At 64.7% G+C, this 21,762-nt stretch carries 18 protein-coding genes, 1 pseudogene and 1 riboswitch; of the genes and pseudogenes, 4 read left to right on the forward strand and 15 right to left on the reverse strand.

The annotated features are described in order from the left end of the window. Positions 1-6: 6 nt before the first annotated feature. Positions 7-945 carry a 2-hydroxyacid dehydrogenase gene (locus FNJ84_RS02920; protein ID WP_143791401.1) on the forward strand — a complete coding sequence of 313 codons (939 nt, stop codon included), beginning with the start codon at positions 7-9 and terminating at the stop codon, positions 943-945. A gap of 21 nt (positions 946-966) precedes the next feature. Further along, entirely contained in the window at positions 967-1,656 is a 690-nt protein-coding gene (locus FNJ84_RS02925; protein WP_143791402.1) for a GntR family transcriptional regulator, read from the forward strand. Positions 1,657-1,671: 15 nt separating this feature from the next. Here FNJ84_RS02925 and FNJ84_RS02930 read toward each other — a convergent pair whose 3' ends face one another. From FNJ84_RS02930 to FNJ84_RS02970, 9 genes are all read right to left on the reverse strand, one after another. Beyond that, on the reverse strand, positions 1,672-2,592 hold the full coding sequence (locus tag FNJ84_RS02930) for a DMT family transporter (RefSeq protein ID WP_143791403.1): 921 nt from the start codon (positions 2,590-2,592) through the stop codon (positions 1,672-1,674). Between the two features lie 7 nt (positions 2,593-2,599). After that, positions 2,600-4,093 (reverse strand): UxaA family hydrolase, encoded by a 1,494-nt coding sequence (locus FNJ84_RS02935; RefSeq protein WP_143791404.1) that lies wholly within the window; start codon positions 4,091-4,093, stop codon positions 2,600-2,602. A gap of 9 nt (positions 4,094-4,102) precedes the next feature. Continuing rightward, positions 4,103-5,695 carry a TRAP transporter large permease subunit gene (locus FNJ84_RS02940; protein ID WP_143791405.1) on the reverse strand — a complete coding sequence of 531 codons (1,593 nt, stop codon included), beginning with the start codon at positions 5,693-5,695 and terminating at the stop codon, positions 4,103-4,105. Between the two features lie 3 nt (positions 5,696-5,698). Beyond that, positions 5,699-6,469, reverse strand: a complete 771-nt coding sequence (locus FNJ84_RS02945; RefSeq protein WP_185968397.1) for a TRAP transporter small permease subunit — start codon at positions 6,467-6,469, stop codon at positions 5,699-5,701. A gap of 109 nt (positions 6,470-6,578) precedes the next feature. Then, positions 6,579-7,589: a TRAP transporter substrate-binding protein gene (locus tag FNJ84_RS02950; protein ID WP_143791407.1), complete on the reverse strand. Its 1,011-nt coding sequence runs from the start codon at positions 7,587-7,589 to the stop codon at positions 6,579-6,581. 168 nt (positions 7,590-7,757) lie between these two features. Continuing rightward, positions 7,758-8,579: an NAD(P)-dependent oxidoreductase gene (locus FNJ84_RS02955; protein WP_143791408.1), complete on the reverse strand. Its 822-nt coding sequence runs from the start codon at positions 8,577-8,579 to the stop codon at positions 7,758-7,760. A 62-nt stretch (positions 8,580-8,641) separates the two neighbouring features. Continuing rightward, positions 8,642-9,337, reverse strand: coding sequence for an ATP-binding cassette domain-containing protein (locus FNJ84_RS02960; protein WP_143791409.1), 696 nt, complete (start codon positions 9,335-9,337; stop codon positions 8,642-8,644). Beyond that, on the reverse strand, positions 9,330-10,889 hold the full coding sequence (locus FNJ84_RS02965; protein ID WP_143791410.1) for an ABC transporter permease subunit: 1,560 nt from the start codon (positions 10,887-10,889) through the stop codon (positions 9,330-9,332). The genes FNJ84_RS02960 and FNJ84_RS02965 overlap by 8 nt, the downstream gene beginning before the upstream one ends. After that, positions 10,865-11,845: a thiamine ABC transporter substrate binding subunit gene (locus FNJ84_RS02970; RefSeq protein ID WP_143791411.1), complete on the reverse strand. Its 981-nt coding sequence runs from the start codon at positions 11,843-11,845 to the stop codon at positions 10,865-10,867. The genes FNJ84_RS02965 and FNJ84_RS02970 overlap by 25 nt, the downstream gene beginning before the upstream one ends. A 31-nt stretch (positions 11,846-11,876) precedes the next feature. Continuing rightward, a riboswitch (TPP riboswitch) is annotated at positions 11,877-11,976 on the reverse strand. 67 nt (positions 11,977-12,043) lie between these two features. On the opposite strand from FNJ84_RS02970, the gene mutS reads away from it, so the two are divergent. Together mutS and aroC are read left to right on the forward strand one after the other, a co-directional pair. After that, complete coding sequence (gene mutS / locus FNJ84_RS02975) at positions 12,044-14,680, forward strand: DNA mismatch repair protein MutS (RefSeq protein WP_143791412.1); 2,637 nt, start codon at positions 12,044-12,046, stop codon at positions 14,678-14,680. Next, positions 14,677-15,777, forward strand: coding sequence for a chorismate synthase (gene aroC / locus FNJ84_RS02980; protein ID WP_143791413.1), 1,101 nt, complete (start codon positions 14,677-14,679; stop codon positions 15,775-15,777). The genes mutS and aroC overlap by 4 nt, the downstream gene beginning before the upstream one ends. A gap of 33 nt (positions 15,778-15,810) precedes the next feature. On the opposite strand, the gene FNJ84_RS02985 is transcribed toward aroC, so the two are convergent. From FNJ84_RS02985 to radC, 6 genes and pseudogenes are all read right to left on the reverse strand, one after another. Beyond that, positions 15,811-16,464 carry a fumarylacetoacetate hydrolase family protein gene (locus FNJ84_RS02985; protein WP_143791414.1) on the reverse strand — a complete coding sequence of 218 codons (654 nt, stop codon included), beginning with the start codon at positions 16,462-16,464 and terminating at the stop codon, positions 15,811-15,813. Further along, the gene (locus FNJ84_RS02990; RefSeq protein WP_143791415.1) at positions 16,461-17,336 is read right to left on the reverse strand and encodes a ribokinase; all 876 of its coding nucleotides are present in this window, start codon (positions 17,334-17,336) and stop codon (positions 16,461-16,463) included. The genes FNJ84_RS02985 and FNJ84_RS02990 overlap by 4 nt, the downstream gene beginning before the upstream one ends. A gap of 114 nt (positions 17,337-17,450) precedes the next feature. Next, positions 17,451-18,167: pseudogene (locus tag FNJ84_RS22305) on the reverse strand (cytochrome c1); the annotation flags it as partial. A gap of 582 nt (positions 18,168-18,749) precedes the next feature. Then, positions 18,750-20,072, reverse strand: a complete 1,323-nt coding sequence (petB, locus tag FNJ84_RS03000) for a cytochrome b (RefSeq protein WP_143791417.1) — start codon at positions 20,070-20,072, stop codon at positions 18,750-18,752. Positions 20,073-20,083: 11 nt separating this feature from the next. After that, positions 20,084-20,644, reverse strand: coding sequence for a ubiquinol-cytochrome c reductase iron-sulfur subunit (gene petA / locus FNJ84_RS03005; protein WP_143791418.1), 561 nt, complete (start codon positions 20,642-20,644; stop codon positions 20,084-20,086). A gap of 304 nt (positions 20,645-20,948) precedes the next feature. Continuing rightward, positions 20,949-21,731 carry a DNA repair protein RadC gene (gene radC / locus FNJ84_RS03010; protein ID WP_143791419.1) on the reverse strand — a complete coding sequence of 261 codons (783 nt, stop codon included), beginning with the start codon at positions 21,729-21,731 and terminating at the stop codon, positions 20,949-20,951. Positions 21,732-21,762: the final 31 nt, after the last annotated feature.

Consider the following 21,762-nt stretch of genomic DNA (forward strand, 5'->3'; position numbering starts at 1 on the left):
GGACAAATGACCGACACGCTGGCCATCGGCCAATATACCGATATCGACGCACAGGCCCTGCGCCAGGATTTCGACGCGCTGTTCATCGCGGGTTGGGACGGGCTGGACAGCCTGAGCGAGGATCAGCGCGCAGCCGTCCGCGCAGCCGCCTATAAAGGGCACGCCCCCTTTGGCGGGGCGCAGATGGACCGGCTGCCGAACCTGCGGCTGATTGCCAATTTCGGCGTCGGTTATGACGCGATCGACGTGGCGGCCGCAACGGCGCGCGGCATTACCGTGACCAATACGCCCGATGTGTTGAACGACGATGTGGCGGATCTGGCGGTGGGCATGCTGATCGCGCAGGTGCGCGGGTTCGAAGCCGCCGCCCGCACCGTGCGCAATGGTGACTGGGCCGCAAAGGGCGATCTGCCGCTTGGCCGCAAGATGTCGGGCCGCAAGATCGGCATCCTGGGCATGGGCCGCATCGGCCGCGAAATCGCCGACCGGCTGGCCGCCTTCAAATCCGAGATCCACTATCAGTCGCGCAGCCCCAAGGACACGCCCGGCTGGACCTATCACGCCGATCCGGTCGATCTGGCCCGCGCCGTGGATGACATCGTCATCGCCATCGTCGGCGGGACCGAGACCCAGAACTATGTGAATGCCGATGTGCTGGCCGCGCTTGGCCCCGACGGTGTGATCGTCAATATCGCGCGCGGCACCGTCATCGACGAAGCGGCCCTGATAGCCGCACTGGAAAACGGCACCATCCGCGCCGCCGCGCTGGACGTGTTTCAGGGCGAACCGGCGGTTGATCCGCGGCTGGCCAAGCTGGACAACCTGTTCCCGCTGCCCCATATCGGCTCGGCCACGGTCGAGACGCGTGCGGCGATGGGCGCCTTGCAGCGACGGAACCTGCGCGCGGGACTGGACGGGGACAGGCCGCATACGCCGGTCAACTGACCGGATGCCAAAGGGATTGCGATGACCGGGACCACGTCAGATCAAGAGGATGCCGACCGCACCATTCCGGCGGCAATCGCCGACCGGCTGCGACGTGAGATCCTGACGGGCATCCTTCCCGCCGGTGCCCAGATCAAGGAACGCGACAATGCCGACCGGCTTGGCATCAGCCGCACGCCGCTGCGCGAGGCAGTGCGTATCCTGGCCAAGGAAGGTCTGGTCACGCTGCGCCCATTGCGCAGCCCCATCGTCGCCGCCCCCGACCTGAACGAGGTCCGCGACGAGATCGCCGTTCTGCGCATGCTGGAACTGATGTCGGGGGAACTGGCCTGCCAAAAGGCCTCGGACGCGGAAATCACCCATGTCCGCGACTTGGCCCGGCAGGTCGAGACCGACTATTACACCGCCGACAAGGTCGATGTCTTTGACATGGACATGGCGATGCATTCGGCCATCGTCGCGGCCAGCCATAATGCCGCGCTGACCCGCACCCATCGCGAATATCTGCAACGTCTGTGGCGCATCCGCTTCATGTCGGCACGGCGGCGCGACGATGCCAACCGCACGCTTGGCGATCATGCCGGCATGGTTCAGGCCCTTGCCGATCGCGACGAGGCGGCGATCCGCCGCCATATCGACAACCACATGAATGGCATGCTGGCCAATATCGAGGCGCATTTCCGCAACGAGGCGAAAGCCGCCAAAGGCTGACGATCCGCCCCCCGCCTAACCGCCGCGCCGGACCGCCGCGCGGTCGATCTGGCGCAGCCACAGGCCGGCGGCGATGATGATCGCGCCGCCGAACACCACCGACAGCCCCGGCACCGAGCCAAAGATCACATAGCCGGTGATGCTGACAAAGATCAGTTGCAGATAGATCACCGGCGCCAGAACCGATGCCGGCGCCAGCCGATGCGCCGCCACGACCAGCATATGCGCCGCCAGCGCGACCGGCCCGATCAGCAGGAACACCGCCCATTCCACCGCGCCCTCGGGCCAAACCCATCGCGTCACCACCAGCGGCAGCAGCACGGTGGTGGCGACCGCGCTGCTCCACAGTTGCTGGGTGGTCTGGGTCTCGTGCGCCAGCCGCCGGGTCAGGATGAAATAGCTGGAGGTCGCCAGCATCGCCGTGACCGAGATCAGCATCGCCGGTTCGAACGCCGCCCCCCAGGGCTGCATCACCACCAGCACCCCGGCAAAGCCCAACAGCACGGCAGCCAGCCGTTTCGGCGTGATCTTCTCGCCCAGCAGCGGCACGGCCAGCAGCGTGGTCATCACCGGGCCGGCGAACATGATCGACACCACGACAGACAGCGACAGATAGCTGAGCGCGATGAAATTCAGCACCGTCGACAGCATCAGACAGACCGAGCGCATGAATTGCAGGCGGGGATTCACCGACCGGAACGCCGCCAGCCCCTCGCGCGGCAGGGCCGTGGCCAGCATCACCGCCAGCGCCCCGAAATAGCGCATGAAGGCCACCGACAAGGCCGGCAGCCCCGCCATCATCAGCCATTTGGCCGAGGTGTCGACCACCGCAAACAGCATCACCGCGCAGGTAAAGGTCGCGATCCCGGCAAGCCGGTCGGACCCGTCACCGGCATTGCGAAATCGCCGGGCTAGCAGTTCGGCACTGGTCGGCATAGGCGGGCTACATCACCGCGCCGATCTGCCAGGGGACGAATTCGTAATCGCCCAGACCCTGCGCTTCGGATTTCGATTTCTCACCCGATGCGATGCGCAGCAGCAATTCGTAAATCTCGCGGCCGACCTGTTCCACCGTCGCCTCGCCGGTCAGGATGCGGCCTGCATTCACGTCCATATCCTCGGTCATCCGGCCATACATCTCGCTGTTCGTGGCGATCTTGATCGAGGGCGAGGGCTTGGACCCGAAGGCCGAGCCGCGCCCGGTGGTAAAGGCCACCAGATTGCAGCCCGAGGCGATCTGCCCCGTCACCGAGGCCGGATCATAGCCGGGGCTGTCCATGAAGGTAAAACCGCGTGCCGTTACCGGTTCGGCATATTTATAGACGCCGTTCAGCGGCGTGGTGCCACCCTTGGCCGCAGCGCCCAGTGACTTTTCCAGGATCGTGGTCAGCCCGCCCTTCTTGTTGCCGGGGCTGGGGTTGTTATCCATGCTACCCTTGTTGCGGGCGGTGTAATCCTCCCACCAGGTGATCAGGGACAGCAGTTTCTCGCCCACTTCCGGGCTGGCGGCGCGGCGGGTCAGCAGGTGTTCGGCGCCATAGATCTCGGGCGTTTCGGCCAGAACGCCGGTGGCGCCTTGCCCGGCCAACAGGTCGCAGGCATAGCCAAGCGCCGGGTTGGCGGTGATCCCCGACCAGGCGTCGGAGCCGCCGCATTGCAGGGCCACCATCAGCTCGCTGGCCGGGCATTCCGTCCGCTCTGCCGCATTCACCAGCGGCAGCATCGCCTGAACCTTCTTCACGCCCAGTTCGATGGTCTTGCGCAAGCCCCCCACATCCTGAATGTTCATCGTCTGAAACAGCGGGCCGGGGGTCAGGCCATAGGCCTCGATCAGCCAGTCGATCTGGTTCATCTCGCAGCCAAGCCCCGCCATCAGCACCGCGCCGACATTCGGGTTGCGGGCATAGCCCCACATGACGCGCTGAAGCGCCTCGAACCCGTCGCCGGACCCGGCCATGCCGCAGCCGGTGCCATGGACAAAGGCCGTGACACCGTCGACATTCGGGTAATCGGCCAGCTTGTCGGGGGTGAAATGCGCCGCGATCTGTCGCGCCGCCGTCGCCGAACAGTTCACCGAGGTCAGGATGGCGATATAGTTCCGCGTCCCCACCCGGCCATTCGCGCGACGATAGCCCATGAAGGTATCGGCACGGGCAGGTGCCGCAGCCGAGCGCAGGTTCACGCCAAAGACATGTTCATGACTGATGTTGCGAAAAGCGACATTGTGGTCATGAACATGGTCGCCCTTGGCGATGTCCTCTGACGCCCAACCGATGATCTGGGCGTATTTCGTCACCTCTGCCCCCTGCGGAATATCGGCCAGCGCGATCTTGTGGCCGCGCGGGATGGCCATGTTGGCGCCCTGCTCGCCCTTGGCCAGTGCGCCGGTGACGGTGCCGACATTGTCGGCCGGATCAAGGATGACGATGCGTGTCATTGGGTCTGCTCACAGGAAAAGTGTCACGATATTCGGCCAGATCAGCGGGATGGACAGGGCCAGCAGCTGAAGGCAGATGAAGGGCAGGAACCCTTTGAAGATATCGGTCAGCGAGATGTCGGGCGGGGCGACCGATTTCAGATAGAAGGCGGCCGGGCCGAAGGGCGGTGACAGGAAGCTGACCTGCATGTTCATGCAGAAGACCACGCCGAACCAGATCGCCAGATGCTCGGGCGACAACTGGCCGAGCATGCCGATTTCCTCGATCGGAAGCTGGCTGATGATCGGCAGAAACACCGGAATGACCAGCAGCACGATGCCGACCCAGTCCATGAACATCCCCAGGACCAGGAAGATCAGCATCATTACCAGGATGATCAGCATGGTCGGAAGTTCCGCCCCGATGATCGTATTGGCGATATAGCTTGGCCCGCCGATGATGGTATAGGCGCCCGCCAGCGCCGTGGCGCCGATGGTGACCCACAGGATCGTGCCGGTGGCCTTCAGCGTGCGCTTCAGCGATTCAGACAGCAGATCAAAGGACATCTCGCCGCGCAGGGTGGCGATGACGGCAACGGCGATGGTGCCCATGCCGGCGGCCTCGGTGATGCCGGTAACGCCGCCATAGATCGACCCCAGAACCACGCCGATGACGATCAGCGGTGCCACCATCCCCTTGCCCATCTGCCAGCTTGTGCGCAGCCGGTCACGCCCGCAGACGAACCAGATACAGGCGATCGAGGCGATGGCGATGCCGCCCAGCCACCAGACATGCGACGGCGTCCCCAACAGGATCGGATCGACGCCCGCCACCGGGGCATTGCGGCCGGTGATGGTGAAGAACGCCGCCCGCAGCGTCAGAACCGAGGTCGCCCCGGCCAGCAGCGTCAGCAGGAAGGTGCCAAACAGCGCCGCCTTTTCCCAGCCGACGGGCTCGCCCGGCTCTTCCGGGGGCAGTGGCGCATCCTCGGGATGCAGCCGCACCCGGACGAAAATATAGATCAGGTAAAAGCTGGCCAGCACAAAGCCCGGCAAAAAGCTGGCCGTGAACAGCGCCTTGATCGAGGTTTCGGTGATCATGCCATACATGATCAGCACGATCGAGGGCGGGATCATCGTTCCCAGCGACCCCGAGGCGCAGATCGTCCCGATCGCCAGATTGCGGTTATAGCCCAGCCGCAGCATCTGCGGCAGCGCGATCAGACCCAGCAGCACCACCTCGCCGCCGATGATGCCCGACATCGCGGCCATGATCACCGCCATGATCGAGGTGACCATCGCAATGCCGCCGCGCGTCCGCTTCAGCCAGACATTCAGCGAATTATACATCTCGGCCGCGATCCCCGAGCGTTCCAGCAAGTTCGCCATCAGGATGAATAACGGCACCGATATCAGGACATAGTCGGTCAGGATGCCATAGATCCGCTGGCCGATGATGTTCAAAGGTCCGCTGCCAAAGCTGGACAGCAGCACATCGGGGCCGAATTTCATGAACAGCACGGCGACGCCCAGCACGCCCGAGGCCAGGCCCAGCGGCATGCCGATGATCAGCAGAAAGAACAGCGCCGCCAGCAGGATGATCGAAATGGTCGAGATATCCATGCGTCAGGCCCTCTTGGATTGGTCAAACTGGTGCTGGGCGGCCTCGATCATCTCGCCCACTTCGCCCTCGTCCACGATGCCGTGGCTTTCGGGGCCGCGCGACCAGTCTGCGATCAGGTTGGCCACGGCCTGCGCGGCGACGGCCAGCGTGGCAAAGATCACCATCATCTTCATCGTCGCCGGCAAGGGCGGATCAAAGGCCGTGCCAAAGGTTTCCCAGCGCATGAATTTCTGTGACGCCTCGGTCCAGCCGCCCCACAGGATCGCCAGCGCAAAACCGCAGATCAGCGAGGTCGACAAGACATCGCAGGCCCGCTGCAACCAGCGCGGCATCAGGTCATAGACCAGAAAGATCGCGATATGGGACCGCTGCTGCATGGCGTAAAGCCCCGACAGCAGATAGATGAACCCGGCCAGCCAAAGCGAACTTTCATTCGCCCAAAGCGTCGGTTTTTCAAAGACATACCGCGCCACGACCTCGAAGAACATCACGCCGACCGTCCCGCTGAGCAGCAGCATCGTCACCCGCGCCGCGAACAGGGCGAATTTGTCGAACTGGCTGCGCAGCTCGATCTCGCCCTTGGTTGGCCGGGCCGTGGCGACGCCCATGACCAGTGCCACCAGCGCGATCAGCGCGATCAGATAATCCAGGATGCCGGCCGCCTGATATTTCGACATCAGGTTGTCATTGGCCTTTCCCATCGCAACGATTAAGCGCGGGAAATACCAGATCACCCACATCATCGCGCCCGTGAAGATCAGGGGCCAAAGCATGTCTCGAACAAATCGCAGCGGCGGTTGCATGGGCATGTCCTTTCAGCGGGCTGGTCGGCGGGCTGGAATGCACGCGGCCCCGGTTGCGGGGCCGCGCCCATCGGCGGGCTTATTCGGAAATCAGACCAATTTCCGTCATATAGGCGATGTGGCTGTCGACCAGCGACTTCGCCTCGGGCGTCTTGGCGGCCCATTCCAGCCAGGTGGCCTGCGCGGCCTCGCGGAAGGCGGCGCGATCCTCGTCCGACCAGGCCGAGACATTGACGCCGGCTTCGGTCAGTTCGGCCAGCGCGACCTCGTTCGCATCGGCATGGGTCTGGGCCGATTTCGCCCCCAGATCCTCCATCGCCTTTTGCACCACGGCGCGCTGTTCGTCGGTCAGGCTGTCCCATTTCGTCTTGTTGCAGGCCAGGTGATCGGCCGGCATCGAGTGAAAGCCCGGATAGGTCGCATTCTTGGCGACATCATACAGGCCCATGCCCTTGTTATTGGCCAGGCTTGATGCATCGGCGCCGTCGATGATGCCGGTTTCCAGCGCGGTGAACACTTCGGTGAAATCCATCACCACGGGGCTGGAACCCAGCTTGGCGAAGATTTCGGTTTCCATTCCCGGAGGCGAGCGGAACTTGAAATCCTTCAGCGCGCCGATGCCGTCCAGCGGCTTGGTCGAGGCCAGCGATTCCTGGCCATACATCCACCAGCCGATGAACTGCATGCCGTATTGATTGTAAAGCGCCTGCACCAGATCCATGTTGCCGGGCTGTTTCAGCCAGTCGTATTGCTGCTGCGGCACGTCATAGCCGCCCATGATGTCGCCGACGAACTGAAAGGCGGGGTTCTTGCCGGTCTGATAGGCGCCGCCGGTCATGTCGCAGTCCAGGATGCCATTGGCGGCGGCATCAAAGGTCTCGACCGTTTTCACGACCGCCGAGGAATAGAACATCTCGATGGTCAGATCGCCATTCGAATCCGCCGCCACCTGTTCGACAAATTCCTGGGCCAGTTTGCCCGAGGTCGTCTCGGGCGCGTAATGGGTCTGGATGCGCAGTGTTTCGGCGGCAGCCGGCAGCGCCAGCGCCGTCATGGCCGCACCGCCGATCAGGATGGTTTTCAGTTTCATTGCGGTCCTCCTCCTCTGTTGTCCGGTCGTTTTATGTCATCTTGTCGTTTTGGTATACCATTTTTTTGGCACGGCCTGGAAAACGCCCCATCCGCCGGGAAATTCATGGCGGCAGGTTCACAAATCTGTTTGTTTCCAGAAACTTGAACTGGATGCGGTTATAGTCCGTCAGATCGGATCGTCTGGCTTAAAAATTGGATTTCGATGAATCGGCTCGGCGGCGAAGCTGCCGCCCTGATAGCGTATGACAGGATCATCGGGCGCCGGGCGCGGCACCGTGGCGGCGATTCGATCCAGATGATCGGCCGCATTGTCGCGCGGCACCCAGCCCAGATAGCTGCTGGCGGAATTGTCCCACCAGCCGGCATCATTGGCCGAAGCGCCCCAGATGATCGGGCAACCCAGCCGGGGCGCGCGGAACGCAGTCTCGATCAGCGAGACCAGGTCATCATGGCTAAGCCAGGTTGACAGCATCCGCCAGTTCGTCGGTTCCGGCGTGCAGGACCCGATGCGGATGATCGCGGTTTCCTGGCCGAATTTCTCGTAATACATCCGTGCCATGGCCTCGCCAAAGACCTTGGACACCCCATACAGCCCGTCGGGCCTGACAGGATCATCGGCGCCAAGGCGGCGATCCTGCGGATAAAAGCCGATCGTGTGGTTGGAGCTGGCGAAGATGATGCGCGGCTGGCCATTCGCCCGCGCGGCCTCGTACAGGTTATAGATCCCGCGCAGATTGGCCGCGTCGATCACGTCAAAACCACGCTCGACCGAGACCCCGCCCAGATGCACGATGCCGTCACAACCGGCAACGACGTCGAAAACGGCTGCCTCATCGGCCAGGTCGCAGACCATCACCTCGTCGGTCGGGCCGTTGGGTTGAAGCGGAACAACATCGGAAAGGCGCAGGGTTTCCGCCAGATGCCCCAGACGGCCACGCAGCATCTGACCCAAACCGCCGGCCGCGCCGGTTATCAGCAAACGCTTCATACCTGTCCCCTCGTTCAACTTGAAGGATAGTCGCAACTTGTCGCGCCGCGCAATATCCCGGTTCAGCCACCCAGATAGGCGCGCAGGCCCGGCGGCGGATTATCCAGCAAGGGGCCGGTCGCGGTCGGCGGGTCCGCCCGGCCATCGTGGATGACGATGGTATCGGGTGCGAAGCGGCGCGCATCATCGGGATCATGCGTGACCATCAGAACGGTCGCGCCGGTCTGCCCGGTGATTTCCGCCAGCAGGTCCAGCATTTCGTCCTTCAGCGCCGGGCCAAGCGCGCTGAAGGGCTCGTCCAGCAGCAGGATCGGCCGCGCTCGCAGCAGCACACGGGCCAGCGCCACGCGGCTTTGCTGACCGCCCGACAGCTGCGCGGGACGGCGGTCGCCCATGTCCGCCAGGCCAACGCGGGCCAAGGCATGCGTGACCTGGTCACGCTGATCGGATGACAGCCGCAGGTCGGGTCGCAGCCCAAGGCCGATATTCTGCGCCACGCTTAGATGCGGGAACAGGTTCTGGTCCTGAAACAGCACCGAAACCGGCCTCTGCCCCGGCGACAGAGGCGCAAGGTCGCGCCCCTCCCACCGAATCTGGCCCCGGTCAGGCCGCAGAAAGCCCGAAACCAGCGACAGCAGCGTCGATTTCCCCGATCCCGATGGCCCGATCACCGCCACGCGCCTGCCCGCCAGAACGGCGAAATCGGCGGTCAGGTGAAAATCACCCTGGATGACATGGATATCGCAGAACTCAAGCACGCAGCCGGCCCCCTTTGTCGAACACCCAGAACAGCGCAAAGCTGATCGCCATCAGCAAGACCGCGCAGGCGGCCGCATCGCCCATCCGATAGGCATTCATCAACTGATACAGCTTCAGCGGCAAGGTCGGCTGATCGGACGCAAACAGCGTGATCACCCCAAGATCGCCCATGGCCAGCGCCGCAGCCAGCCCGCCCGCAAAGCCCAGGGGCCGCGCCAGTCGCGGCAGCACCAGATAGCGCAACAGCGGCCACCCATTGAGGTCCAGCGATGCGGCCAGCCGCCCGAAATCATCCTGCATCGCCCGCGCCGCCGGGATCAACGCCCGCAGCACAAAGGGCAGCGCCATGATCGCATTGATCGCCACCGTCACCGGCAGCGCGATCTGCTGCGGCGTCACCCAGATGCGCAGGATCAGGTAAAGCCCCGTCCCCAGCACCAGGGGCGAGGCGATCAGCGGCAGCATCCCCGCCGCCTCGACCCAACGCCCCGCGCCGCGCGCGATGGCCAAGGCCAGCACCAGCCCCAGCACCAGCGCCGCAAAAGCCGAGACCAGCGCCATCACCACAGAACGCATCGCCGCATCCCAGACCGAGGCCTCAAGCCCCGCAATCCTCGGCAGCCCGGCGACAATGACGCTGAGCATCGGCCACAGCAGGAACCCCGCCGCCAGCAGGATCGCAGCCGCATCGCCGACGCGCCGCCAGCCTCCCGGCCCACGCAGGGCCACCGCGCCATCCATCCCCGCGCCAAAGGCCGAAGGAATGGTCACGCGCGAGGCAATCGCCATCGCCGCAAGACACAGTCCCACCTGCACCAGCCCCAAGGTTGCCGCCCGGCCCATGTCGAAATCAAAACGGAACGCCTGATAGATCGCCAGTTCCACGGTTGTGGCCTTTGGCCCGCCGCCAAGCGCCAGTGCGACGGCAAAACTGGTCAGGCAGACCAGAAACACCGCCAGCCAGACGCCCGGCAGCACCGCACGCAGCATCGGGCGTTCCAGATGCCGGGCAATGTCACCGGGCGCAAATCCCAGACTTTCCGCCAGCCGGAAACGCTCTGCCGGGATCGCCTGCCAGCCTTGCAGGATCAGCCGCACCGACAGCGGCAGGTTGAAGAACACATGCGCAAGGATCACCCCCTGCCAGCCATAGATGCTGATCTCGGGCAGGCCCAAGGCGGTCAGCGCCCCGTTGATCACCCCGTTTCGGCCAAAGACCGAAACCAGCCCCATGATCGCCACGATCACCGGCAGGATGAAGGGCGCGCCCAGCAGCGTGACCAGCACCGCACGGCCCGGAAAATCCCGCCGTGCCAGGGCCTTGGCCACCGGCACTGCCAGCGCCGCCGACAGGCTGGCCGACAGCGCGGCCTGCCAGATGGTGAACCAGACCGCGCGCCAGTCCCAGGGCCCCAGCCCCGACAGACCGCCCGCGTAAACCGCAACGGCGGCCAGGGTGCCAAGGATCAGCGCGGCCAGCAGGGCAGCCGTGGCCGCCCCGCCCCAACCTGACCGGGCGCCTGGCCTTACTGCGAGAACGCCGCCAGCCATTCGTCCAGCGCGGGCTGGCGCAGGGCCTCGGCCTCGTCCTCGGTATAGAACAGGGTCTTTTCGGGGCGCGGCAGATCGCGCATGACCGGCGGCCATTGATCCTGCGGCAGCTTGGCGGGCAGCGACCAGTTGGCCAGCGGGATCACGCTTTGAAAATCGGGCGTCAGCACCCAATCCATGAATTTCTGCGCCAGTTCCGGCTGATCGGTGCCCTTCAGCTGCGCGGTCAATTCGGCCATGAAATAATGACCCTCGGGGAAGATCATCGCCTTCTTGGTCAGGTCCTTTTCGGCCTCGATATGATAGGCGGGCGAGGTGGTATAGGACAGGACCATATCGGCCTCGCCCTCGGTGAACATGCCATAGCTTTCCGACCAGCCTTTCGTCACGGTCAGCACCTTGGGCGCCAGCTTGGCCCAGGCCTCGGGCGCCTTGTCGCCATAGACCGCCTTTACCCAAAGCAGCAGCGCGAGGCCCGAGATCGAGGCCCGCGGGTCCTGAATGACGATCTTCAGGTCATCCGGCGCGTCCAGCAACTCGGCAAAGGTTTTCGGTGGGTTCGGCGTACGGGTCTCGTCATAGATAAAAGCCGTCTCGCCCCAGTTATATGGCAGGAAAATCGGATCCGTCCATTCGACCGGCAGCGACATGTCAGAGGTATCCTGGCCATGCGGTGCGAACAGGCCGGATGCCCGCGCCCGCGCAGTCACGTCGGTGTTCAGGCCAAAGACCACATCGGCCTGCGTTCCCTCGCCCTCCATCAGGATGCGGGGCAGGACGTCGCCGGTCACGAATTTCAGATCGCAGGCGCAGATCGCCTCGAATCCTTCCTCGATCTTTGGGCCGGGGCCCCATTCGCTGGTGATATAGTCGCCGGCATAGACGGTCAGGACGGGCTTGTCCTGGGCCATTGCGGGGCTGGCCAGCAGGGCCAGTACGGGGATCAGACGTTTCATCGCGGAATCCTTTTCGTCTGGGTTTCGAAAAGAAGGATCGCGCAACCTTCCCTCCGCCGGGGTTAGCCGGATCAGGTTCAACGGGTCCGCATTCGCGTCTCAGCCCAACATGGGCACCCCGAGGTGCCGGTAAATCTAGCGGTTCCACAGCCGCGCGCAAGCCGTTAGAAACGCCCAAACCACTGGCGAAAGACAGGCATGACCGACCAGCCCACCCCGATGATGGCGCAATATCTGGCGATCCGGGACGCCAATCCCGGCGCGCTGCTGTTCTATCGCATGGGTGATTTCTACGAGATGTTCTTTGACGACGCGATCGCCGCCGCGGCCGCGCTGGACATCGCCCTGACCAAACGTGGCACGCATGAGGGGCAGCCGATCCCGATGTGCGGCGTCCCGGTCCACGCCGCCGAGGGTTATCTGCTGACCCTGATCCGCAAGGGCTTTCGCGTGGCCATCGCCGAGCAGATGGAAGACCCCGCCGAGGCCAAGAAACGCGGCAGCAAGTCCGTGGTCGCCCGCGACGTGGTGCGCCTTGTCACCCCCGGCACCCTGACCGAGGAATCGCTGCTGGAGGCACGGCGCCACAACTTCCTCGCCGCCTTTGCCACCGTCCGCGAGGAGTCTGCGCTGGCATGGGTCGATATCTCGACCGGCGCGTTTCAGGTGATGGAATGCCCGCTGCCGCGCCTTGCGCCGGAACTGGCGCGGCTGGCCCCGCGTGAATTGCTGGCGGCTGACGGCGCCGCACTGGACGATCTGGCGGCGGATGCGGGCGCTGCGCTGACCGACCTTCACGCCAGCGCCTTTGACAGCGCGGCGGGGGCGCGGCGGCTGGCGGCGCTTTATGGCGTGGAAACGCTGGATGGGTTCGGCGCCTTTGGCCGGGCGGAACTGTCAGCCATGGGCGCCATCGTCGATTATCTGGAGATGACGCAGAAGGGCAAACTGCCGCTGCTGCGCCCGCCGGTGCGCGAACGCGCGGGCGGGGCGATGCAGATCGACGGCGCGACCCGGCGCAATCTGGAACTGACGCAGGCGCTGTCGGGCGGGCGCGAGGGATCGCTGCTGAACGCCATCGACCGCACGGTAACGGCGGCGGGCGCGCGGCTGCTGGAACGCCGGATCAGCGCGCCAAGCCGCGATCTCGACCTTATCCATGCCCGCCATGACGCGGTTCAGATGCTGGCCGATGATACACGCCTTGCCGCCGATCTGCGTGACGCCCTGTCCCGCGCGCCCGACATGGACCGCGCTTTGTCGCGGCTGGCGCTGGACCGGGGCGGCCCCCGCGATCTGGCCGCGATCCGCGCCGGGCTGACGCAAGGCGGCGCGATTGCTGCCCGCCTGCCGGATGATGCCGCGCCGGTCCTGCGCGATGCGGCGGGCGACCTGACCGGCCATGACGCGCTGATCGACCTTCTGGATCAGGCGCTGGTGGCCGAGCCGCCCTTGTTGGCCCGCGATGGCGGTTTCGTCGCGCCGGATTATGACGACGACCTCGACGAAACCCGCCGCCTGCGTGACGAGGGGCGCGGGGTCATCGCCGGGATGCAGGCCGATTATATCGCGCTGGCGGGCGTCAACAGCCTGAAGATCAAGCATAACAACGTGCTGGGCTATTTCATCGAGACCACCACCACACATGCCGAACGCATGCTGGCCCCACCGCTGAACGAAACCTTCATCCACCGCCAGACCACCGCGAACCAGATCCGCTTTACCACCGTGCCGCTGTCGGAACTGGAAACCCGCATCCTGAACGCCCGCGACCGCGCCCTGGAGATCGAGCGCGGCATCTTCGACCGCCTCCGCTCTGCCATTCTGGCGCAGGCGGCGCAGATCGGGCACGCCGCCCGCGCGCTGGCCGAGATCGACCTTGCCGCCGCTTTTGCGGACCTTGCCACGGGCGAGGGCTGGACCCGCCCCCGTGTCGATGCCAGCCGCGCCTTTGTCATCGACGGCGGCCGCCACCCGGTCGTGGAACGCGCGTTGAAGCGCAAGGCGGAAAGCTTTGTCGCCAATGATTGCGACCTGACCTCGGGCGAAACGCCTGCAATCTGGCTGCTGACCGGGCCCAACATGGCCGGTAAATCGACCTTTCTGCGCCAGAATGCGCTGATCGCCGTGCTGGCGCAGGCCGGGGCCTTCGTGCCCGCCCGCGCCGCCCATATCGGCATGGTCAGCCAGCTGTTCAGCCGCGTCGGCGCCGCCGATGATCTGGCGCGGGGGCGGTCGACCTTCATGGTCGAGATGGTCGAAACCGCCGCGATCCTCAATCAGGCCGATGATCATGCGCTGGTGATCCTCGATGAAATCGGGCGCGGCACGGCGACATGGGACGGCCTTTCCATCGCATGGGCAGTGATGGAGCATCTGCACGCCACCAACCGCTGCCGCGCGTTGTTCGCGACCCATTACCACGAGATGACCGCCCTGACCGCCCGCCTTGAAGGCGTCGAGAACGCCACCGTCGCCGTGCGCGAATGGGAGGGCGAGGTGATCTTCCTGCACGAGGTCCGCAAGGGCGCCGCCGATCGCAGCTATGGCGTGCAGGTCGCGCGGCTGGCCGGGCTGCCGGCCTCGGTCGTGGACCGCGCCCGCGAGGTGCTGAACGCGCTGGAATCGGGCGAGCGCGAGGGCGCAGCCCGCCCTGCCGCGCTGATCGACGATCTGCCGCTGTTCCGCGCCGCACCCGCAGCCCCCGCGCCCGCCCGCGCCAAAGAAAGCCCGCTGGACGCCCGCATGAAAGACGTGCATCCCGACAGCCTGACCCCGCGCGAGGCGCTGGACCTGATCTATGAATTGAAAGCGATGAGCGGAGAGCAAGCATGAGCTATAACACCTTCGGCCGCGAATACCGCTTTACCACCTGGGGCGAAAGCCACGGCCCTGCGCTTGGCGCGACGGTGGACGGCACCCCGCCGGGCGTGCCTCTGGACGAGGCGTTCATCCAGCAATTCCTGGACCGCCGCCGTCCGGGCACCAGCAAGCACACCACGCAGCGGCGCGAAGCCGATCAGGTGCGCATCCTCTCGGGCGTGTTCGAGGGGCTGACGACCGGCACGCCGATCCAGCTGATGATCGAAAACACCGACCAGCGCAGCAAGGACTATGGCGAGATCGCGCAAAGCTTTCGCCCCGGCCATGCCGATATCACCTATCACCAGAAATACGGCGTCAGGGATTATCGCGGTGGCGGGCGCTCATCCGCGCGCGAGACGGCGGCGCGGGTGGCTGCGGGCGGCGTGGCGCTGGCGGTGCTGCGGCAGATGCTGCCCGACCTGCGGATCACCGGCTATATGGTGCAGATGGGCGCGATGCATCTGGACCGCGACCGCTTTGACCGCTCGGCCATCGGCGAAAACCCGTTCTTCCTGCCCGATGCGACGGCGGCGGATGCCTGGTCGGACTATCTGGACGGTATCCGCAAGGATCAGAACAGCGTCGGCGCCGCCGTCGAGGTACTGATCGAGGGCTGCCCGCCCGGCCTTGGCGCCCCGATCTATGCCAAGCTGGACACCGACCTTGCCGCCGCGATGATGTCGATCAACGCAGTAAAAGGCGTCGAGATCGGCGAGGGCATGGCGGCGGCGGCCCTGACCGGCACCGGCAATGCAGATGAGATCCGCATGGGCAATGACGGGCCATATTTCCTGTCGAACCATGCGGGCGGGATTCTGGGCGGGATTTCCAGCGGGCAGGATATCGTGGTGCGCTTTTCGGTGAAGCCGACCAGTTCGATCACCACGCCGCGCCGGTCGATCAATTCGCGCGGCGAAGAGATCGACCTGATCACCAAGGGGCGCCACGACCCTTGTGTCGGCATTCGCGCGGTGCCGGTGGCCGAGGCGATGGCCGCCTGTGTGATTCTGGACCATCTGCTGATGGACCGGGCGCAGACGGGCGGGGTGCGCGGGCGGATCGGTTGACAGAGGGGGTCAAGGTGCGTGCGAGCACGCACCCTACGTGATCCGGGCTGATAGTGGGGGCAGGCCGTCGATTGAGGCCTCGATCTGGTCGCCTCGCATCAGGGCGCTGACGCCGGCGGGGGTGCCGGTCATAACCAGGTCGCCGGGCATAAGGCGATAGAGGGTCGACAGGAAGGCCACGATCTCGGCCTCGGAAAAAATCATCTGGTCCAGACGGCCATCCTGCCGGACCGCGCCATTCACCGACAGGCGAATGCCCGGACCAGCCGGGGCGGATGACAGCGGCGCGATCACCGCCGAAAAGTCGAAATCCTTGGCGGCGTCCCAGGGGCGGCGTTTGTCCTTGGCCTCGGCTTGCAGATCGCGGCGGGTCATGTCGATGCCGACTGCACGACCGATGATTGCCGCCGCAGCCTGATCAGGGGTGGCACCCGACAACTCGGCGCCGATGGCCAGAACCAGTTCGACCTCGTGATGCAGATCGGCCGTGCCGGGCGGATAGGGAACATCGCCCGGCGTGGTCAGCGCATGGGCGGATTTGGTGAAGAAGAACGGCTTTTCGCGATCCACCTCATTGCCCATCTCGGCAGCGTGGTCGGCATAGTTGCGGCCGATGCAGAAGATGCGACGGACCGGAAAATCCTGGCCATCCAGCGGCAGGGTCGGGGTTTCAAGGGTGAATATCATACCTGGGCCGCCATGAATTTTTCTACTTCCTCCAGTTTCGGAATCGCATCGCCGGCACCTGTCCGGGTGACCTTCAGCGCCGCCGCAGCCGCTGCACGGCGCAGCGCCACGGGAATATCCTCGTTCCGGTCCAGCCCGGCGACGAAATAGCCGGCGAAACAATCGCCCGCGCCGGTCGTGTCCACGGCATCAACCTGAAAGGCCGGAACCTCGAATTGCCGACCGCCGCGCAGGTCGCGATACTCGGCGCCCCTGGCGCCGCGCGTGATCAGCAGCCCCTCGACCGGCAGGTCATCGCCGAAGGCATCACACATCTGCGCGGCCTCGCCCTCGTTCAGGGCGATGATGGCCACATGGGGCAGCACCGCACGCAGCGCCGCAACATCAAAGGGCGCGGCGGAATAGACGACGCGAACACCCCGGCGCGCGGCCAGTTGCGCCATCTCGGATTGCAGGTTGGTCTCGTTCTGCATCAACAGGAAATCCCCCCCTTTCATGCGGGCGATGGCGGATTTGAACTGATCCTGTTGCAACGTCCGGTTGGCGCCGCCGTGAATGACGATCGAATTTTCACCCGACACATCCAGCAGGATGATCGCATGGCCGGTCGCCTGATCGTGGTGGCGGACGATATGGGTTGTATCCACCCCCGAGGCCGTCAGCCGCCCCACGACCCAGTCATCCGCCCGCGCCGCCGCGCCCAGATGCACCACCTGCGCCCCTGCCCGCGCCGCCGCCAGAGACTGATTCGAGCCCTTGCCCCCCATGCCCTTGCGGAACTCGCTGGCGGACAGGGTTTCACCCGGTTGCGGCATGTGCGGCAGCCGATAGGTGTAGTCGATATTGATCGAGCCGAGGTTCCAGATGGTCATGGCATCGCCTTCAGATGGTCACGCCCAGTTGTTAACCAAGCCTTCCGCAAATGCAAACGCGCCCCGCAAAGGAGGCGCGTCTGAAAGGTCACATAAGGGCCGGTCACCCCAGGCTTAGTGTTTACCCTTGTGGGGCGCCCAAAGCCGCTTGTTGGTGTAATATAGCAGACCCGACAGCACGATCAGGAACAGGACCGACACCAGACCTACCTGCTTTCGTGCGCTCATCTTCGGCTCGGCCGTCCACATCAGGAAGGCCGAGACATCGCGGGCCATCTGGTCGACCGTTGCCGGCGTCCCGTCCTCATAAGTCACCAGCTCGTCCGACAGCGGTGCCGGCATGCCGATATAGCCACCTGCGAAAGCGCCGTTTTCATAAAGCACGGTGCCGGCCTGCTCGATATCCTCGCCGGTATAGCTGGTCAGGATCGCGTGGATATATTCCGGGCCACCGATGCCGTTGATCAGCTGGCTGATGCCGGTGCCATAAGGACCGTGGAAGCCGGCGCGCGCCTTGGCCATCAGCGACAGGTCCGGGCCCATGCCGTCACCCGACACGGTCGGGAAATGGTCGGTCGGCACGCGGGGACGTTCCTCGCCGGTTTCCTCGTCGATGATGCCGGTCAGGTTCGCAGCATAGGCCCGCACCTGATCCTCAGGCAGGCCGGGGCCGCCTTCGTCATGCAGCGTGCGAATCGCAACCTGCTTCATGCCATGGCAGGCTGCGCAGACCTCGGTATAGACCTGAAGGCCGCGCTGAAGCTGGAACTGGTCGTATTTGCCGAACGGTCCCTCGAAGCTGAAGGCAATATCCTCGATATGACCGCCGCCTTCGCCTTCGCCCTCGGCTTCGGCTTGGGTCTCTTCCGTTTCAACGGCGGCCTCTGCCTCGGCTGCACCTTCTTCGGCCTCTGCCTCGGTCTCGACAGCAGCCGGCGCCTCCGCTTCAGCGGGCTCCTCGGCGGGGGCTTCGGCCTCCGCTTCAGCGGGCTCCTCGGCGGCAGGTTCCTCGGCGGCAGGTTCTTCCGCCGGGGTTTCTTCGGTGACAGCCTGCTCGGCGGCCGGTTCAGTGGCAGCCGGCTCATCAGCCGGCGCTTCCTCGGCCGCAGTCTCGTCCGCCGCCGGCTCCTCGGTCACGGCCGCTTCTGCGGCGGGTTCCGCCGCCGGCTCGGCAACGGCTTCCTCGGCCGGCGCTTCTGCGGCTGCGGGTTCTTGCGCTGCTTCCTCGGTCCCGGCCGGCGCCTCGGCGGCGGGTTCAGCCGTCGCCTCTGATTCGGTCGCGGTATCGGCCGGCGCGGTCAGGACTTGCTGCTCGGTCTGCGTGTCCTGCGCAAAGGCCAGGCCCGCAGTGCCGACAAGCAGGGCCGAAACAGCCGAGAGCGTCTTGGTTCTCAGGGTCATTTTCGGCTCTCCTTACTCGGCGGCCTGGGCGTTGGCCCGGTAGCGGTCGTTAAAGTCTTCTTCGATGGTCGAGGGCATCGGCTCGGGCTTCTCGATCACGCCCAGAAGCGGCAGGATGACCAGGAAATAGCCGAACCAATAGGCCGAACCGGCCAGCGCGATATAGGGATAGATCCCCTCGGCCGGCATGGCACCAACCCACATCAGCACGACAAAGTCGATGGCCAGCAGCCAGTACCACCACTTGAACTGCGGCCGGAACCGGCCCGAACGCACGCGGCTGGTATCCAGCCAGGGCACCAGCGCCATGACCAGGATCGCGCCGAACATCGCAAGCACGCCGAAGAACTTGGCGTCGATGATGCCGAAGCTGAGCCATTCGACCAGCATCACCACCCAGACATCCGAGGTGAAGGCGCGCAGGATGGCGTAGAAGGGCAGGAAGTACCATTCCGGCACGATATGGGGCGGTGTCACCAGCGGGTTCGCCTCGACATAGTTATCGGGGTGGCCCAGATAGTTCGGCATGAAGCCGACCACGGCAAAGAACACGACCAGAATCACGGCCAGCGCGAACAGGTCCTTGATCACGAAATAGGGCCAGAAGGGCAGCGTGTCTTTCTCGGCCTCTTCTTTCGAGGCGCGGCGCACCTCGATGCCGGTCGGGTTGTTGTTGCCGGTGGTGTGGAAGGCCCAGATATGGACGATCACCAGCGCCGCGATGATGAAGGGCAGCAGGTAATGCAGGCTGAAGAAGCGGTTCAGCGTCGCGTTGTCGACGGCCGGCCCGCCCAGCAGCCAGGTCTGGATCGATTCGCCGATGCCGGGGATCGCGCCGAACAGGCCGGTGATCACGGTGGCGCCCCAGAAGGACATCTGACCCCAGGGCAGCACATAGCCCATGAACGCCGTGGCCATCATCGCCAGATAGATCAGCATGCCGACGATCCAGGTGACCTCGCGCGGGGCTTTGTAGCTGCCGTAATAGAGGCCGCGGAAGATGTGGATATAGACGGCCAGGAAGAACAGCGAAGCGCCGTTGGCATGCAGGTAACGCAGCATATAGCCGCCGTTAACGTTGCGCATGATATGTTCGACGCTGGCAAATGCCATGTCGACCTGCGGCGTGTAATGCATGGCCAGGACGATGCCGGTCACGATCTGAAGCGCCAGGCAGAAAGCCAGGACGATACCCCAGATCCACCACCAGTTTAGGTTTTTCGGCGTCGGGATCATCAGCGTGTCATAGACGACGCTGACAACCGGCAAGCGGCGATGCAGCCACTTTTCAAAGCCCGATTTGGGCTCGTAATGGTCGTGCGGAATTCCGGCCATGTTGTGCCCCCTCAGCCCAGTTTGATGGTGGTTTCGTTGACGAATGCGGCAACGGGAATATGCAGGTTCTGCGGCGCGGGACCGCGACGGATACGGCCCGACGTGTCATAGTGGCTGCCGTGGCAGGGGCAGAACCAGCCGCCGAAATCGCCCGCGCCGTCACCGATGGGCACGCAGCCCAGATGGGTGCAGACGCCGATCTGAACCAGCCATTCACCGGCCTCGTCCATGCTGCGGTTTTCGTCGGTGGCCGGCTCGCCCGGCTTGTTGGCATTCTCGGCGCTCTGGTCGATCAGGTCGTTCAGGTCGACGGCGCGCGCTGCCTCGATTTCCTCGGGCGTGCGGCGGCGGATGAACACGGGCTTTCCCAGCCATTTGACCGTCAGCTGCGAACCGGGCTGCACCCCGCTGATATCGACCTGGATCGAGGACAATGCCTGCACATCAGCCGAGGGGTTCATCTGGTTCACAAGGGTCCAGCCAGCAGCACCGGCGGCGATGGTGCCGGCGCCCGCCGTGGCATAATAGAGGAAGTCCCTCCGGGTGCCTGCGTGATCATCTACGTTGGACACGGGTTTTTCTCCAATTCGGGCCTTATGCTTGGCCGGTACGACAGTGCGGGCCGCGCGGATAGCAGCCGTTTGCCGGGCCGTTCTAGCGATCAAATCCGCGTCAGTCCAGCGGGTTCGCCCCGGCCACCGGCGGCAAAAGGCGGGCGTTGTTGGAAATTTGTCGCGCCCGCCATGAAGGTTGAGGCGCCGCGCCAATGGTTCGGGCCTGGCGCGAACGTCGCGGGGGCGCTGCCCCCGCACCCCCAGGGATATTTGGACACGGCTGATGGAGACGGTAATTCACGGACGAATCGCAGGCCCGCTGTCAGATCAGGCCTTCGGCACGAAAACTGATTTCGCGCGATTTTCCGATGATCAGATGGTCATGCAGGGTGATCGACAAGCTGTCGGCAGCCTTGGCGATGCGATGCGTCATGGTGATGTCCGCCTCGGACGGGGTGGGGTCGCCCGAGGGGTGGTTATGCACCAGGATCAGCGCAGAGGCGTTCAGTTCCAGCGCGCGGCGCATGATTTCACGAGGATAAACAGGCACATGATCGACCGTGCCGCGCGCCTGTTCTTCATCTGCGATCAGGTTGTTCTTGCGGTCCAGATACAGCGTGCGGAACTGTTCCGTCTCGGCATGGGCCATGGCGGTATGGCAATAGTCCAACAGCGCCTGCCAACCCGACAGGACGGGGCGGTTCATTACCCTGGCGCGGGCCAGTCGCTGCGCCGCGGCCTCGACGATCTTGAATTCGGTGATGACAGCCGGGCCGACACCGGTAACGTCCTGTAACCGCGATGGCATGGCCGAGATGACCCGGTTGAAGTCGCCGAAATGCTGGATCAGGCGGCGGGCGAGCGGTTTGACATCCTGGCGCGGAATGGCGCGGAACAGCAGCAGTTCAAGCAATTCGTAATCGGGCATGGCCGCTGCCCCGCCCGCCAGGAAGCGTTCGCGCAGCCGGGCGCGGTGGTCAGCAAGGTAAGAGGGTGACGATTTGTCGCGGTTGCCCGCAGGCAGCGGCGGGACCAGCCCGACATCATCGGGCGCCGGCGCAAATAGCGGCATGGGGGCTTCGGTAAACTGATGATTCGGGTCCATGCAGGCAGACTGTCATGACGCCGATGAAAAA

It is taken from the genome of Paracoccus sp. M683 (assembly GCF_007096355.1).
Taxonomy (GTDB): Bacteria; Pseudomonadota; Alphaproteobacteria; order Rhodobacterales; family Rhodobacteraceae; genus Paracoccus.

Excerpts from the sequence above, each read along its gene's own strand:
- FNJ84_RS02930 (WP_143791403.1), bottom strand. The coding sequence starts at position 2,592 with ATGCCGACCAGTGCCGAACTGCTAGCCCGGCGATTTCGCAATGCCGGT.
- FNJ84_RS02940 (WP_143791405.1), bottom strand. The coding sequence starts at position 5,695 with ATGGATATCTCGACCATTTCGATCATCCTGCTGGCGGCGCTGTTCTTT.
- FNJ84_RS02965 (WP_143791410.1), bottom strand. The coding sequence starts at position 10,889 with ATGGCTGGCGGCGTTCTCGCAGTAAGGCCAGGCGCCCGGTCAGGTTGG.
- FNJ84_RS02945 (WP_185968397.1), bottom strand. The coding sequence starts at position 6,469 with ATGCTTTGGCCCCTGATCTTCACGGGCGCGATGATGTGGGTGATCTGG.
- FNJ84_RS02935 (WP_143791404.1), bottom strand. The coding sequence starts at position 4,093 with ATGACACGCATCGTCATCCTTGATCCGGCCGACAATGTCGGCACCGTC.
- radC (WP_143791419.1), bottom strand. The coding sequence starts at position 21,731 with ATGGACCCGAATCATCAGTTTACCGAAGCCCCCATGCCGCTATTTGCG.
- petB (WP_143791417.1), bottom strand. The coding sequence starts at position 20,072 with ATGGCCGGAATTCCGCACGACCATTACGAGCCCAAATCGGGCTTTGAA.
- FNJ84_RS02990 (WP_143791415.1), bottom strand. The coding sequence starts at position 17,336 with ATGACCATCTGGAACCTCGGCTCGATCAATATCGACTACACCTATCGG.
- aroC (WP_143791413.1), top strand. The coding sequence starts at position 14,677 with ATGAGCTATAACACCTTCGGCCGCGAATACCGCTTTACCACCTGGGGC.
- FNJ84_RS02950 (WP_143791407.1), bottom strand. The coding sequence starts at position 7,589 with ATGAAACTGAAAACCATCCTGATCGGCGGTGCGGCCATGACGGCGCTG.
- FNJ84_RS02955 (WP_143791408.1), bottom strand. The coding sequence starts at position 8,579 with ATGAAGCGTTTGCTGATAACCGGCGCGGCCGGCGGTTTGGGTCAGATG.
- mutS (WP_143791412.1), top strand. The coding sequence starts at position 12,044 with ATGACCGACCAGCCCACCCCGATGATGGCGCAATATCTGGCGATCCGG.
- FNJ84_RS02925 (WP_143791402.1), top strand. The coding sequence starts at position 967 with ATGACCGGGACCACGTCAGATCAAGAGGATGCCGACCGCACCATTCCG.
- FNJ84_RS02970 (WP_143791411.1), bottom strand. The coding sequence starts at position 11,845 with ATGAAACGTCTGATCCCCGTACTGGCCCTGCTGGCCAGCCCCGCAATG.
- FNJ84_RS02920 (WP_143791401.1), top strand. The coding sequence starts at position 7 with ATGACCGACACGCTGGCCATCGGCCAATATACCGATATCGACGCACAG.
- FNJ84_RS02985 (WP_143791414.1), bottom strand. The coding sequence starts at position 16,464 with ATGATATTCACCCTTGAAACCCCGACCCTGCCGCTGGATGGCCAGGAT.